This is a genomic window from Variovorax sp. CF313 (genome assembly GCF_000282635.1).
Lineage (GTDB): Bacteria > Pseudomonadota > Gammaproteobacteria > Burkholderiales > Burkholderiaceae_C > Variovorax.
Map to the genome: position 1 here is coordinate 1 of NZ_AKIW01000058.1, position 13,744 is coordinate 13,744.

Consider the following 13,744-nt stretch of genomic DNA (forward strand, 5'->3'; position numbering starts at 1 on the left):
CAGGCTTGCCCACTTCGTGTGGCAGCGCCCACCCCCTTCGAGGGGGCGACACCTGCGGCCCGGCGGAGCCGGTTCCGCGGTGTCTCTGGAAGGGCAGTGGCACTGCGGGGTTCTGGATTGAAATGAAGCGCCAGGGGTAAACATGCAAGCGAACGTCGATTTCAAGCAGCTCGTCGAAGGCGCTGGCGATGCCATCATGGTGTGCGACGCGCAGGGCGCGATCACGCTGTGGAACCGTGCTGCCGAGCGCATCTTCGGGTTTACCGAGGCCGAGGCGCTCGGCCAGTCGCTCGACCTGATCATTCCCCAGCGGCAGCGCCAGCGGCACTGGGACGGCTACCACAAGACGATGGACACCGGCATCACCAAGTACGGCGCCGACCTGCTGCGCGTGCCGGCGCTGCACAAGGACGGGCACACGCTGTCGATCGCCTTCACGGTATCGATGCTGTTCTCCGCCGATCACGAGGTCACGGGCATCGTCGCCATCGTGCGGGATGAATCCGTCCGCTTTGCGGAGGAGCGCAAATTGCGCGCCCGTCTGGTAGAAGTCGAAGCCGCGATGGTCAAAGAAGGAGACAGTCAATGAGCAAGGCACTCGAAGGCGTTCGGATCCTCGACTTCACCCACGTGCAGTCGGGCCCCACCTGCACCCAGCTGCTGGCGTGGTTCGGCGCCGACGTGATCAAGGTCGAGCGGGCAGGCGAAGGCGATGCCACGCGCGGCCAGCTGCGCGACATTCCCGGCGCGGACAGCTTGTACTTCACCATGCTGAACCACAACAAGCGCTCGATCACGCTGGACACCAAGAACCCCAAGGGCAAGGAGGTTCTCGACAGCCTGATCAAGACCTGCGACGTGCTGGTCGAAAACTTCGCGCCCGGCGCGCTCGACCGCATGGGCATCACCTGGGCCCACATCCAGAAGATCAACCCGCGCATGATCGTCGCTTCGGTCAAGGGCTTCGGGCCCGGCAAGTACGAGCACTGCAAGGTCTACGAGAACGTGGCCCAGTGCGCGGGCGGCGCAGCTTCCACCACCGGCTTCGAAGACGGCCCGCCGCTGGTGACCGGCGCGCAGATCGGCGACAGCGGCACCGGCCTGCACCTCGCGCTCGGCATCCTTGCCGCACTGTTCCAGCGCAACTCTTCCGGCCGCGGCCAGCAGGTGCTCGCACCGATGCAGGACGCCGTGCTCAACCTGTGCCGCGTGAAGATGCGCGACCAGCAGCGGCTGGAGCGCACCGGCACCATGCACGAATACCCGCAGTACCCCGACGGCAAGTTCGGCGACGCCGTGCCGCGCGCGGGCAATGCCTCGGGCGGCGGCCAGCCGGGCTCGATCCTCAAGTGCAAGGGCTGGGAGACCGACCCCAACGCATACATCTACTTCATCACGCAGGCGGCCGTGTGGCCTGCGGTGTGCAAGGTGATCGGCGAGGAGGGCTGGATCACCGACGAGGCCTACGCCACGCCGGCCGCGCGCCTGCTGCACCTGAAGCCGATCTTCGCGCGCATCGAGAAGTGGACCATGACCAAGGACAAGTTCGAGGCCATGGAGATCCTCAACGAGTACGACATTCCCTGCGGGCCGATCCTCTCGATGAAGGAAATCGCCGAGGACGAGTCCCTGCGCGAGACCGGCACCATCGTCGAGGTCGACCACCCGGTGCGCGGCAAGTACCTGACGGTGGGCAACCCCATCAAGATGTCCGACAGCCCGACGGTGGTGACGCGCTCGCCGCTGCTCGGCGAACACACCGAAGAAGTGCTGCGGCAGCTCGGCTACGGCGCGGACGACCTGGCGACCCTGCGGGCCGAACGCGTGATCTGAGGCGCGGCGCAGGCCCGCCAACCTGATTTGCGAGAGCGCCGCCTGCGGGTGGCGCGGAAGGCCCTTGGGCGCGTGTATTTCTGGCCTCAATCTATAACTCTTGATGAATGATTTCTATAAATTAGTTTAATTTTTATTTATTCATCACCGGTCCTACATTTGAATCCGCCGAGTCCGGCATCAATTCAAGGAGAAGGTCATGGAAAAGCATTCGCCCGTTCAAGACTGGCGCGACGAAATCGAGCGCAATGCCTATAACGCAGCATTTTTCGAATTGGGACTGCGCTGGCATTGGGACGGCGAAACCTACGACCGCCTGATGGACCTGAGCCAGAACGCCAGCGAGCGGATCGGCCATTACCTGAAGACCCATCAGCCGCACCTCCTGCGGGCGTACGACGCCGAATTCCTGGCGGTGGCCATCGAGCAGAAGAAGGAAATCCACAGAAAGCGGGAAATGGCTTCGTCGAGTTATTTCAATTGGGCTGAAAGCCACGGCGTCGAGCTTGGTGCCTGAAATAAATCAATTCAATCCAGCAGTCGATCCCGGCCATGAACATCCACGAATACCAGGGTAAAGACGTCCTGCGCCACTACGGCGTGGCAACGCCCCGCGGATTCGTCTGCCGCTCGCCCGACGAGGCGGCGGATGCGGCTACCCGGCTCGGTGGCCGGGCCTGGGTGGTCAAGGCGCAGATTCATGCGGGCGGCCGGGGCAAGGGCGGCGGCGTGAAGCCCGCATGGTCCGTCGCCGAAGTGCGGCGGCATGCGGACCAGATGCTCGGCATGACGCTGAAGACCCACCAGACCGGGCCCGAAGGCCGCGTGGTGAAGCAGCTGCTGGTCGAGGAGAGCGTCGAGATCGACAAGGAGCTGTACCTCGGCTTCGTGGTCGACCGCAATTCGCAGCGCGTGGCATTGATGGCCTCGAGCGAAGGCGGCATGGACATCGAGGAGGTGGCCGCGCGCACGCCCGGGAAGATCCACAAGCTCTTCATCGATCCGGACGCCGGCCTGCGCATTGCCGAGGCCGACGGCATCGCGCGCCGCATCGGCATCGACGAGCGTTCGGTGGTGCAGGCGCGCGTGTTCATGCAGAACCTCTACCAGGCCTTCGATGCCAGCGACGCGTCGCTGGCCGAGATCAACCCGCTGGTGCTGACCCGCGACGGCCGCGTGATGGCGCTCGACGCGAAGTTCGACTTCGACGCCAACGCCCTGTTCCGCCAGCCCGGGATCGCCGCGATGCGCGACTTCGACGAGGAAGACCCGGTGGAGGTCGAGGCCTCGAAGTTCGACCTCTCGTACATCGCGCTCGACGGCGACATCGGCTGCCTCGTCAATGGCGCCGGCCTCGCGATGGCGACGATGGACGCGATCAAGCTCTACGGCGGAATGCCCGCCAATTTTCTCGACGTGGGCGGTGGTGCGACAGCCGAAAAGGTGACCGAAGCCTTCAAGCTGATGTTGCGCAACCCGAAGCTCAAGGCCGTGCTGGTCAACATCTTCGGCGGCATCATGAAATGCGATGTCATTGCGCACGGCGTGGTTGCCGCAGCGCGCGAAACCGGGCTCACCGTGCCGCTGATCGTGCGCATGAAGGGCACCAACGAGGACCTGGGCCGGACCATCCTCGCGCAATCGGGCCTGTCGATCATCAACACCGACGACATGGCCGAGGCGGCGCAGCGGGCCATCGGGGCTGCTCGGAACTGGGAGCGCTAGGAAATGAGCTCCTGTCTCTTGATGCGATGCATTTCGGGGTGCGATCACGCCGACGGGGTGCCTTGCTCCGCGAATGTCCCCCGGCCTGCGGCCTCCTCCTTTATTTCGCTGCGCAAGGCACCCCATCGGCGTGATCGTTGTTCAGGGCAGTCGTTGATCGGCGAGCGCCGGCAGCATGTCCTCGTGCGCAGGGCGTCGGGTGACTCACGCAGCGAAATAAAGGAGGAGGCCGCAGGCCGGGGGACATTCGCGGAGGGAGTTACCCGATGGCCTGCGCACGCACCCCGAAACAGGAACGCAGGCAAACGCACGATGGAACCCCTGAAATGTCCATCCTGATCAACAAGCACACCCGCGTGATCACGCAGGGCATCACCGGCAAGACCGGCAGCTTCCACACGGCCCAGTGCCTCGAATACGGCAACGGCCGGCACTGCTTCGTCGCGGGCGTGAACCCGCTGAAGGCAGGCGAGTCGCTGGCCGGCATTCCGATCTTCGGCACCGTGAAAGAGGCCAAGGCCCGCACCGGCGCCACCGTCTCCGTGATCTACGTGCCACCACCTTTCGCCGCAGCGGCCATCGACGAAGCGGTCGATGCCGAGGTCGACCTCGTCATCTGCATCACCGAAGGCATTCCGGTGCGCGACATGATCCGCACGCGCCATCGCATGCAGGGCCGCAAGACGCTGCTGCTCGGCCCCAACTGTCCCGGCCTCATCACGCCGGGCGAAATCAAGATCGGCATCATGCCGGGCCACATTCACCAGCGCGGCCGCATCGGCGTGGTCTCGCGCTCGGGCACGCTCACCTACGAGGCCGCGAGCCAGCTCGCGAGCTTCGGCATCGGGCAGTCGACCGTGGTCGGCATCGGCGGCGATCCGGTCGGCGGGCTGCGGCACATCGACGTGCTGCGGATGTTCAACGACGACCCGCGCACCGACGCCGTGATCATGGTCGGCGAAATCGGCGGCGATGCCGAGGAGCAATGCGCGTACTGGATCCGCGACCACATGCGCAAGCCCGTCGTCGGCTTCATCGCGGGCGCCAGTGCGCCGCCCGGCAAGCGCATGGGCCATGCGGGCGCCATCGTTTCCGGCGGCCGCGGCACCGCGCAGGAAAAGCTCGCGGTCATGAAGGAATGCGGCATCCACGTCACGCGCAATCCGGCGGAGATGGGAAAGCTGCTCGCCTCGCTCGTGATCCCCGACTACCTGCCGTTCGACTGACCGACTGACGGCCGACCCGAATCCTCCATCCAGAAAGCAGACGACAACATGCAGCAAGAACAGACCAAATGGGTCCGCTTCGAACACGCCGGCGGCATCGGCTTCGGCACGCTCGAAGGCGATGCGGTGCACGAGCGCCGGGGCGACATGTTCGGCAGTTCCGAGCCCACGGGCCGCGTGTTTGCGCTGGCGGGGCTCCAGCTGCTCACGCCCACCGAGCCGACCAAGGTGATCGCGCTGTGGAACAACTTCCATGCGCTCGGCGCCAAGCTGGGCCTGCCGGTGCCGGCGGAGCCGCTGTACCTGCTGAAGACGCCCAACTCCTACCTCGCGCCCGGCGCACCGATCCGCAAGCCGCTGTGCGACGGCAAGGTGGTGTTCGAGGGCGAGCTCGGCATCGTGATCGGCAAGACCGCCACCGCCGTCTCCGAAGCCGATGCGCTCGACCATGTGTTCGGCTACACCTGCGCCAACGACGTGACCGTGGCCGACATCCTGAACCGCGACGCCTCGTTCACGCAGTGGGTGCGCGCCAAGGGCTTCGACACCTTCTGCCCGATGGGCCCGGTTGTGGCCACCGGCCTCGATGCCGCAACGCTCACCGTGACCACGCTGCTCAACGGCGAGGTGCGCCAGAACTATCCGATCAGCGACATGCGCTTCTCGGCGCAGCAACTCGTGAGCCTGATCTCGCAGGACATGACGCTGCACCGCGGCGACGTGATCCTCTGTGGCACATCGGTCGGCGTGGGCTCGATGAAGCCTGGCAGCCTCGTCGAGATCGAGATCGGCGGCATCGGAAAACTCAGCAACCGCTTCGGCTGACAACGCGCATGCCGAAGCGGCCGCGCAAGGAAATCAACTCTTGGGGATCGACATGAAGATTGCAATCATCGGCGCGGGCGCCATCGGCGGACTGGTCGGCGCAAAGCTCGCGCTGGCCGGCGAGGACGTGACGTTCATCGTGCGCGGCGCCAACCTCGAAGCCATCGGCAGGAACGGCATCAAGCTGGTCTCGGCCGAGGGCGAAGAACAGGTGGCGCGCAACGTCAAGGCCACCGACCGCTACGACGAGGCGGGTCCGCAGGACATCGTCGTGCTCGCCATGAAGGCCCACCAGGTCGAGGCGGTGGCGAACGACGTGCCCAAGCTGTTCGGGCCCGACACGGTGGTCGTGACGATGCAGAACGGCATCCCGTACTGGTACTTCCACCAGCACGGCGGCGCGCTCGCAGGCACGCCGGTGCGCAGCGTCGATCCCTCGGGGCTCGTCGCCACGAAGATCCCCGCGCAGCGCGTGATCGGCTGCGTGGTCTACCCGGCCTCGGAGCTGATCGCGCCCGGCGTGGTCAAGCACATCGAAGGCGACCGCTTCCCGGTCGGCGAGCTCGACGGCTCGGCCAGCGAACGCGTGAACCGCGTTGCCGCCTGCTTCACCGGCGCCGGCTTCAAGGCGCCCGTGCTCGACAACATCCGCGCCGAGATCTGGCTCAAGCTGTGGGGCAACCTGACCTTCAACCCGATCAGCAGCCTCTCGCACTCGACGCTGGTCGACATCTGCCAGTACCCGCCCTCGCGCGATCTCGCCGCTGCGATGATGCGCGAGGCGCAGGCCGTCGCGCACAAGCTCGGCATCGAGTTTCGCGTGACGCTCGAAAAGCGCATCGCGGGCGCAGAGAAGGTCGGCAAGCACAAGACATCGATGCTGCAGGACGTGGAAGCCGGGCGCGCGCCGGAGATCGATGCGCTGGTGGGTGCCGTGGTCGAACTGGCCCGGCTCACCGAGACCCCGACGCCGCACATCGACACCGTCTACAGCCTGGTCAAGCTGCTCGCGCGGACCATGGAAGACCAGCGCGGCCGCGTCAAGCTCCATGAAATGACGACAGCATGAGACGCACACGCAGCGCAAAGATCGTCGCCACTCTCGGCCCGGCCACCACCGGCGAGCCGGCCATCCGTGCGCTGTTCGAGCGTGGCGTGGACGTGTTCCGGCTCAACTTCAGCCACGGCACGCAGCACGACCATGCGCGGCGGCTCGAAACCATTCGCCGCCTCGAGAAAGAATTCGGCCGGCCCATCGGCATCCTGCTGGACCTGCAGGGGCCGAAGCTGCGGCTGGGCACCTTCGAAGGCGGCCGCGCGCAGCTCGAGGCGGGCGCGCGCTTCCGGCTCGACATGGACAGCAAGACCAGCGGCAGCGCACGCCGCGCGCCGCTGCCGCATCCGGAAATCTTCGCCGCGCTGCAGGAAGGCACCGAGCTGCTGCTCGACGACGGCAAGCTGCGGCTGCGCGTGGACAGCCACGGCGCCGACTTTGCCGAGACCACGGTGCTGGTCGGCGGGCCGATCTCGGACCGCAAGGGCGTCAACGTGCCCAGCGTGCTGCTGCCGATCTCGCCGCTGACGCCGAAGGACCGCGACGACCTGGCCTTCGGCCTGTCGATCGGTGTCGACTGGGTTGCGCTCTCGTTCGTGCAGCGGCCCGAGGACATCGAGGAGGCGCGCGCCATCATTGGCACGCGCGCCTGGATCATGGCCAAGCTCGAGAAGCCCGCGGCCATCGAGCATCTCGACGCCATTGTCGCGCTGTGCGACGGCATCATGGTGGCGCGCGGCGATCTCGGCGTGGAGCTGCCGCCCGAGCAGGTGCCCGAGCTGCAGCGCCTGATCGTGCGCGCCTGCCGCAAGGGCGGCAAGCCGGTGGTGGTGGCGACGCAGATGCTCGAATCGATGATCGCCTCGCCGGTGCCCACGCGCGCCGAGGTGTCCGACGTCGCGACGGCCATCTACGACGGCGTCGATGCGGTGATGCTCTCGGCCGAATCGGCCTCGGGCAGGTACCCGCTCGAAGCGGTCGCGATGATGGACCGCATCATCGCGCGCGTCGAGGCCGATCCCTCGTACCGTGCGGGCATCGACGCCACGCACGATGCGGCGCTGTCGACCACGGCCGACGCGGTCTGCGCCTCGCTGCGCCAGGTGGCCGCGCTGCTCGCGCCGGCCGCCACCGTGACGTATACCTCCTCGGGCTTCACAAGCCTGCGCGCTGCGCGCGAGCGTCCGGCGGTGTCCATCCTGAGCCTCACGCCCGACACCGCCGCCGCACGCCGCATGGCGATGGTCTGGGGCGTGCATGCGGTGCTCGTCGAGGACGTGCACGATGTGGCCGAGATGATCGAGTGCGCCTGCCGCACGGCGCGCGCCGAAGGTTTTGCGAAGGCGGGCGACGACGTGGTGGTGGTGGCGGGCCTGCCCTTCGGTCAATCGGGCACGACGAACCTGCTGCACGTCGCGCGGATACCCGGCTGAGCGCGCGCCATCGGCGCAGGCGCGCTGTACGATGCCGCTCGACCGCAGCCACCTGTTCTCACCCGATGAAGCATGCGACCCTGCGCCAGTTGAAGGTCTTCGAAGCCGTGGCGCGGCTGCTGAGTTTTTCGCGGGCGGCCGAGGAGCTCCACCTCACGCAGCCCGCCGTCTCCACGCAGGTGCGCAAGCTCGAGGAACACGCCGGCAACGTGCTGTTCGAGCAGTTCGGCAAGAAGATCTACCTCACGCCCGCCGGCACCGAGCTGCTGCAGATCAGCCGCGCCATCATCCAGCAGTTCGAGGCGGCCGAGAACGCGATGATGCAGTTCAAGGGCGTCTCCGGCGGCAAGCTCAACGTGGGCGTGATCAGCGCGGGCGACTACTTCTTTCCGCGCCTGCTGGTCGAGTTCGCGAGCCGGCACCAGGGCGTGACGCTGAACTTCACGGTCCACAACCGCGCGCAGCTGCTGACGCACATCGCCGAGAACCTCACCGACCTCGCGATCATGGTGCGTCCGCCGACCGATCTCGACACCGTCAACCAGCCGTTCGCTCCGCACCCCTACGTGATCGTCGCGGCGCCGGGCCATCCGCTGGTGGGCGTGAAGAAGATCCCGCTCCAGCGGCTGATGCGCGAGCCCTTCGTGGTGCGCGAGAAAGCCTCCGACACCTGGCATTCGATGGAAGACGGCTTCGGCGGCGATCTCAGCGGCATCAACATCGCGATGGAAATCCGCAGCACCGAGACCATCAAGCAGGCCGTGATCGCTGGCATGGGCGTGAGCTTCGTGTCGGCGCACACGGTGAGCCAGGAGCTGCGCGCCGGCAGCCTTTGCGTGCTCGATGTCGAGGGCTTTCCGCTGATGCTCAACTGGTACGTGGTGCACCGTCGCAGCAAGCGCCTGCCGCCGGTGGCGCAGGCCTTCAAGGACTTCCTGCTGAGTGACGGACCGTCGCTGATCGCGCAGATCGTTCCATTCGAAAGCCCCAAAGGCAAAGAGCGCGGCGAGTAACTCGCGCGCGCTCTTCGGGGAGGATCGGTTCGGTGTGGAAGCTCAACGCCGTGCAGCCGGCGAACGCTGCATCAGCGCGGCACGCGCGGCCTTGTAGAAGATCACGATGGGCATGGCGGCGATCAGGTCGCGCAGCGCATCGTTGGCGGTGGACGAAGAGGCGGGAGTGCGCAGGGCGCTGGAATTCAGGGTGGTGTGGCTCATTGAGGGCTCCAAAGGATTGAAACTGAAAGACCGAAGGGATTACCCTGAATTTTAGGGTTTACCCTAGACGAGAGCAAACGCCATTTTCGCGTTTCTTGACCTGGGTCAATTTTTTCGACGACAGGCGGGTTCTTGCACAAGCGTGCAGCGTGGCCGTACGAGCGCTTCGCAAAACGGGCCTGCATCAGCGCAACGCGCATCGCGAAAGTCATTGCACGAACCGTCGAAGTTCCGCGAAGACCTTTGCGATCCAGCTGGGCAATTTTTCTTCCATGCACACCATGCCGCGGCATCGCGAGATGCATGTCGGATGCAGCGCAATGCGCGCGTGCGAAGAGGCCTCCTGCTAGGGATATCACGGGGGTCTTGCGAGTCCGCGATTCGTGTGAACTTGACTGAGGTCAAGAGTTTTTGAGTCGCTCCGACCGACAGTCATTCACGCGCAAAACCAGGTGATCTTCATGCGGTGTATCGATGTCAAGGAAGCCTCGTTGCCTGTCGATGCGTACCGATCGCGTGGCGTGTGTGGCGCATGGCGCAGCACCCCGTTTTATTTCCGCTGTTTGCACCGATCGCTCGATTGATTTATCTGCATTCGAAGTCTGTCGGACCTCACCGAAAAACCAAGGACAACACCATGAATCGGCCCACCTCAACGATCGCAGGTTCCACCCCCGCGATGTTCCCTCCATCCGAAACCCATGGCGCCACCGCGAGCCGATCCGAGGCATACCGATGGGGCCAGCTGCTGATCGGCATCGTCTGCATGGCGATGATCGCCAACCTGCAATACGGCTGGACGCTCTTCGTCAATCCGATCGCCGAGAAGCACGGCTGGAGCCGCGCCGCGATCCAGGTGGCGTTCACCATCTTCGTGCTCACCGAGACATGGCTGGTGCCGATCGAAGGCTACCTCGTCGACCGCTTCGGACCGCGTCCCGTGGTGCTGGTGGGCGGCTTGCTGTGCGGCCTCGGCTGGGTGCTCAACTCGGAGGCCGATTCGCTCACGTTGCTCTACATCGCGGCGGCCGTCGGCGGCATCGGCGCGGGCGCGGTCTACGGCACCTGTGTGGGCAATGCGCTCAAGTGGTTCCCCGATCGCCGGGGGCTTGCCGCAGGCATGACCGCCGCGGGCTTCGGCGCGGGCTCGGCGCTCACGATCATCCCGATCTCCGCGATGATCAAGTCGAGCGGCTACGAAGCGGCCTTCCTGTATTTTGGGATCGGGCAGGGACTCATCGTGTTCCTGCTCGCATGGATGCTGACCCGTGCGCCCCATCATGCCAAGGCGTCGAACAGCCGCAACGTGCAGCAGGCGGGCCGCGACTACGCGCCGGCCGAGGTGCTGCGCTCGCCCGTGTTCTGGGTCATGTACGCGATGTTCGTGATGGTGGCCGCCGGCGGCCTGATGGCCACGGCGCAGCTCGCGCCGATCGCCAAGGACTTCAAGATCATGGACGTGCCGGTCAACATCATGGGCCTGGTGCTGCCCGCGCTGACCTTCGCGCTCGCCATCGACCGCGTGCTCAACGGCCTCACGCGGCCCTTCTTCGGCTGGGTGTCCGACAAGATCGGCCGCGAGCAGACGATGTTCATCGCCTTCGCGATGGAGTCGGTCGGCATCCTGCTGCTCTACCACTACGGCCAGAACCCGATCCTCTTCGTCGTCCTGACCGGCATCGTGTTCTTCGCCTGGGGCGAGATCTACAGCCTGTTCCCCTCGACCTGCGCAGATACCTTCGGCTCGAGGTATGCGGCATCCAACGCCGGCATGCTCTACACCGCGAAGGGCACCGCCTCGCTGCTGGTGCCGCTGTCGAGCGTGCTCGCCGCCGCCACCGGCAGCTGGCAGGCCGTCTTCATCGCCGCCAGCGCGGTCAATGCGCTTGCTGCGCTGATGGCGTGGTTCGTGTTGCGGCCGATGCGCCGCAGGCACATCGAGGCGAGCCGCGCCACCACCACCATCGAGTAAGCCGTCGGCTCTTCCGATACACGCGGCCCTGCCATGAAGATGGCAGGGCTTTTTGCCGATGGGGCCGCAGGGTTTGTGCGCATTGGCACCGCGCTTGTTTCCGCGGAAATTGACTTGCGTCAAGGCCCCTGTCGCTCGATTCATCGACATTGATCCTCAAGCGGATGAGCGCGGGATTCACGTCGGATTTCATGACGGCGGCCCGTGACGAAACCACGATGAAAACAGCTCCGCCGGCAGCAAGACAACGGCGGCGCAGGCGGCAACGGACCAGACCGGACGGGATCATGAAACTACAACAGGTGCAGCAGGGACACGAGGTACCGCATCCGGCCTCAGCTCCCATCGACAAGGACAGGGAACTCGCCGCCGTGCAGCGCAGCCTGCTGCAGCATGCGGACGAACCCGGCGCGCTGCTGCCGATCCTGCACGGCGTGCAGGACGCGCTGGGCTACATCCCCGCGCACACCGTGCCGGCGATTGCCGACGCACTGAACCTCTCGCGTGCGGAGGTCCATGGCGTCGTCACCTACTACCACCACTTCCGTGCCGAGCCCGCTGGCCGCCACGTGATCCAGATCTGCCGCGCTGAGGCCTGCCAGTCGATGGGTGCCGATGCGCTGCTCGCCCACGCGGAGTTGCGTCTCGGATGCAGCGTGCACGGAACCTCGAAGGACGGCGCGTTCACGCTGGAGCCCGCGTTCTGCCTCGGCCTGTGCGCCTCGTCGCCCGCGATGACGTTCGACGACCAGCCGCATGCACGCATGACACCCAGGGCATTCGACGCGCTGATCGCGCAGGACAACAACCCATGAGCACCATCACCGTCTACGTTCCGCGCGACTCGGCCGCGCTCGCAGCCGGCGCCGACCACGTGGCCCAGCGCATCGCGAAGGAAGCCACGGCGCGCGGCATCATGCTCGAGCTCGTGCGCAACGGTTCGCGCGGCATGTTCTGGCTCGAGCCGCTGGTCGAGGTGAACACACCGACCGGCCGCATCGCCTACGGGCCCGTGACGCCCGACAACGTGGCCGGCCTGTTCGACGCCGGCTTTCTCACGGGCGGCAAGCACCCGCTCGCGCTCGGCCCGACCGAAGACATTCCCTATCTCAAGAAGCAGGAGCGCCTGACCTTCGCGCGCATGGGCATCACCGACCCGGTGTCGCTGACCGACTACCAGGCCTACGAAGGCTTCGCCGGCCTGCGCCGTGCGCTGGCGCTCGCGCCCGAGGAGATCGTGCAGCAGGTGCTCGACTCGGGCCTGCGCGGGCGCGGCGGTGCTGCCTTTCCGGCCGGCATCAAGTGGAAGACGGTGCTGGGCACGGCCGCCGCGCAGAAGTACATCGTCTGCAACGCGGACGAAGGCGACTCGGGCACGTACTCCGACCGCATGACGATGGAGGGCGACCCCTTCATGCTGATCGAGGGCATGACCATCGCGGGCCTTGCCACGGGCGCGACGCAGGGCTACATCTACGTGCGCTCCGAGTACCCGCACGCGATCGCGGCCATGAACGAGGCCATCCGCGTCGCCGAGGCGGCGGGCTTCCTCGGTGACAACATCCTGCGTTCGGGCAAGCGCTTCTCGCTCGCGGTGCGCAAGGGCGCGGGCTCGTATGTGTGCGGCGAGGAAACGGCGCTGCTCGAAAGCCTCGAGGGCAAGCGCGGCATCGTGCGCGCCAAGCCACCGCTGCCGGCCATCGAGGGGCTGTTCGGCCAGCCCACGCTGATCAACAACGTGATCACGCTGGCCAGCGTGCCGCTGATCCTGGCGCGCGGCGCAGCTTTCTACCGCGACTACGGCGTGGGCCGTTCGCGCGGCACGCTGCCGATGCAGCTGGCCGGCAACATCAAGTACGGCGGCCTTGTCGAGAAGGCCTTCGGCGTCACGCTGCGCGAGTTGCTGTACGACTACGGTGGCGGCTCGGCGTCGGGACGGCCGATCAAGGCGGTGCAGGTGGGCGGGCCGCTGGGCGCCTACCTGCCCGAGTCGCAATGGGACCTGCCGCTCGACTACGAGGCCTATGCGGCCGTCGGCGGCACGGTGGGCCACGGCGGCATCGTGGTGCACGACGACACGGCCGACCTGTCGAAGCTCGCGCGTTATGCCATGGAGTTCTGCGCGCTCGAATCCTGCGGCAAGTGCACGCCGTGCCGCATCGGATCGACGCGCGGTGTCGAGGTGATCGACAAGATCCGCGCGGACCAGAACCGCGCACAGCAGGTGATCCTGCTGCGCGACCTGTGCGACACCATGGTCCACGGATCGCTGTGCGCCATGGGCGGCATGACGCCGTTCCCGGTGCTTTCCGCGCTCGACCACTTTCCGCAGGACTTCGGTCTTGCGGTCCCCGATCGCAAGGCTGCTTGAGATGACGCCTTGCTTTCTGATTCTTCACGGTGAAGGTTATTCGGGGCGCGATCACGCCGACGGGGTGCCTTGCTCCGCGAATGTCCCC

Annotated in this window: 14 protein-coding genes; 12 read left to right on the forward strand and 2 right to left on the reverse strand. The window is 66.2% G+C overall.

Annotated features, from left to right (window positions below; genetic code table 11):
* Window positions 1-142 precede the first annotated feature (142 nt).
* From PMI12_RS15525 to PMI12_RS15565, 9 genes are all read left to right on the forward strand, one after another.
* Window positions 143-589, forward strand: a complete 447-nt coding sequence (locus PMI12_RS15525; RefSeq protein WP_007834159.1) for a PAS domain-containing protein — start codon at window positions 143-145, stop codon at window positions 587-589.
* Complete coding sequence (gene frc / locus PMI12_RS15530; RefSeq protein WP_007834167.1) at window positions 586-1,833, forward strand: formyl-CoA transferase; 1,248 nt, start codon at window positions 586-588, stop codon at window positions 1,831-1,833. Before PMI12_RS15525 ends, frc begins: the two co-directional genes overlap by 4 nt.
* Before the next feature lie 199 nt (window positions 1,834-2,032).
* Window positions 2,033-2,350 (forward strand): hypothetical protein, encoded by a 318-nt coding sequence (locus PMI12_RS15535; RefSeq protein WP_007834169.1) that lies wholly within the window; start codon window positions 2,033-2,035, stop codon window positions 2,348-2,350.
* Window positions 2,351-2,385: 35 nt separating this feature from the next.
* Complete coding sequence (sucC, locus tag PMI12_RS15540; RefSeq protein ID WP_007834170.1) at window positions 2,386-3,558, forward strand: ADP-forming succinate--CoA ligase subunit beta; 1,173 nt, start codon at window positions 2,386-2,388, stop codon at window positions 3,556-3,558.
* A gap of 326 nt (window positions 3,559-3,884) precedes the next feature.
* On the forward strand, window positions 3,885-4,784 hold the full coding sequence (gene sucD / locus PMI12_RS15545; RefSeq protein ID WP_042673502.1) for a succinate--CoA ligase subunit alpha: 900 nt from the start codon (window positions 3,885-3,887) through the stop codon (window positions 4,782-4,784).
* 48 nt (window positions 4,785-4,832) lie between these two features.
* Window positions 4,833-5,609, forward strand: coding sequence for a fumarylacetoacetate hydrolase family protein (locus tag PMI12_RS15550; RefSeq protein WP_007834174.1), 777 nt, complete (start codon window positions 4,833-4,835; stop codon window positions 5,607-5,609).
* A 52-nt stretch (window positions 5,610-5,661) separates the two neighbouring features.
* Window positions 5,662-6,678, forward strand: a complete 1,017-nt coding sequence (locus PMI12_RS15555; RefSeq protein WP_007834176.1) for a 2-dehydropantoate 2-reductase — start codon at window positions 5,662-5,664, stop codon at window positions 6,676-6,678.
* Window positions 6,675-8,096 carry a pyruvate kinase gene (pyk, locus tag PMI12_RS15560; RefSeq protein ID WP_007834178.1) on the forward strand — a complete coding sequence of 474 codons (1,422 nt, stop codon included), beginning with the start codon at window positions 6,675-6,677 and terminating at the stop codon, window positions 8,094-8,096. Before PMI12_RS15555 ends, pyk begins: the two co-directional genes overlap by 4 nt.
* A 65-nt stretch (window positions 8,097-8,161) precedes the next feature.
* Window positions 8,162-9,109: a LysR family transcriptional regulator gene (locus tag PMI12_RS15565; RefSeq protein ID WP_007834180.1), complete on the forward strand. Its 948-nt coding sequence runs from the start codon at window positions 8,162-8,164 to the stop codon at window positions 9,107-9,109.
* 42 nt (window positions 9,110-9,151) lie between these two features.
* On the opposite strand, the gene PMI12_RS29230 is transcribed toward PMI12_RS15565, so the two are convergent.
* Both PMI12_RS29230 and PMI12_RS29430 read right to left on the reverse strand, forming a co-directional pair.
* Window positions 9,152-9,313, reverse strand: a complete 162-nt coding sequence (locus PMI12_RS29230) for a hypothetical protein (protein WP_007834182.1) — start codon at window positions 9,311-9,313, stop codon at window positions 9,152-9,154.
* Window positions 9,310-9,618 (reverse strand): hypothetical protein, encoded by a 309-nt coding sequence (locus PMI12_RS29430; protein ID WP_157632207.1) that lies wholly within the window; start codon window positions 9,616-9,618, stop codon window positions 9,310-9,312. Before PMI12_RS29430 ends, PMI12_RS29230 begins: the two co-directional genes overlap by 4 nt.
* A 374-nt stretch (window positions 9,619-9,992) precedes the next feature.
* Here PMI12_RS29430 and oxlT point away from each other — a divergent pair, with 374 nt between their 5' ends.
* The 3 genes from oxlT to PMI12_RS15580 all read left to right on the forward strand — a co-directional run bounded on the left by oxlT (window position 9,993) and on the right by PMI12_RS15580 (window position 13,656).
* A complete protein-coding gene (gene oxlT, locus PMI12_RS15570; protein WP_443260445.1) occupies window positions 9,993-11,285 on the forward strand; it encodes an oxalate/formate MFS antiporter in 1,293 nt (430 codons plus the stop codon).
* 287 nt (window positions 11,286-11,572) lie between these two features.
* Window positions 11,573-12,100, forward strand: a complete 528-nt coding sequence (locus tag PMI12_RS15575) for a formate dehydrogenase subunit gamma (protein WP_007834186.1) — start codon at window positions 11,573-11,575, stop codon at window positions 12,098-12,100.
* Complete coding sequence (locus PMI12_RS15580; protein WP_007834188.1) at window positions 12,097-13,656, forward strand: formate dehydrogenase beta subunit; 1,560 nt, start codon at window positions 12,097-12,099, stop codon at window positions 13,654-13,656. The genes PMI12_RS15575 and PMI12_RS15580 overlap by 4 nt, the downstream gene beginning before the upstream one ends.
* Window positions 13,657-13,744: the final 88 nt, after the last annotated feature.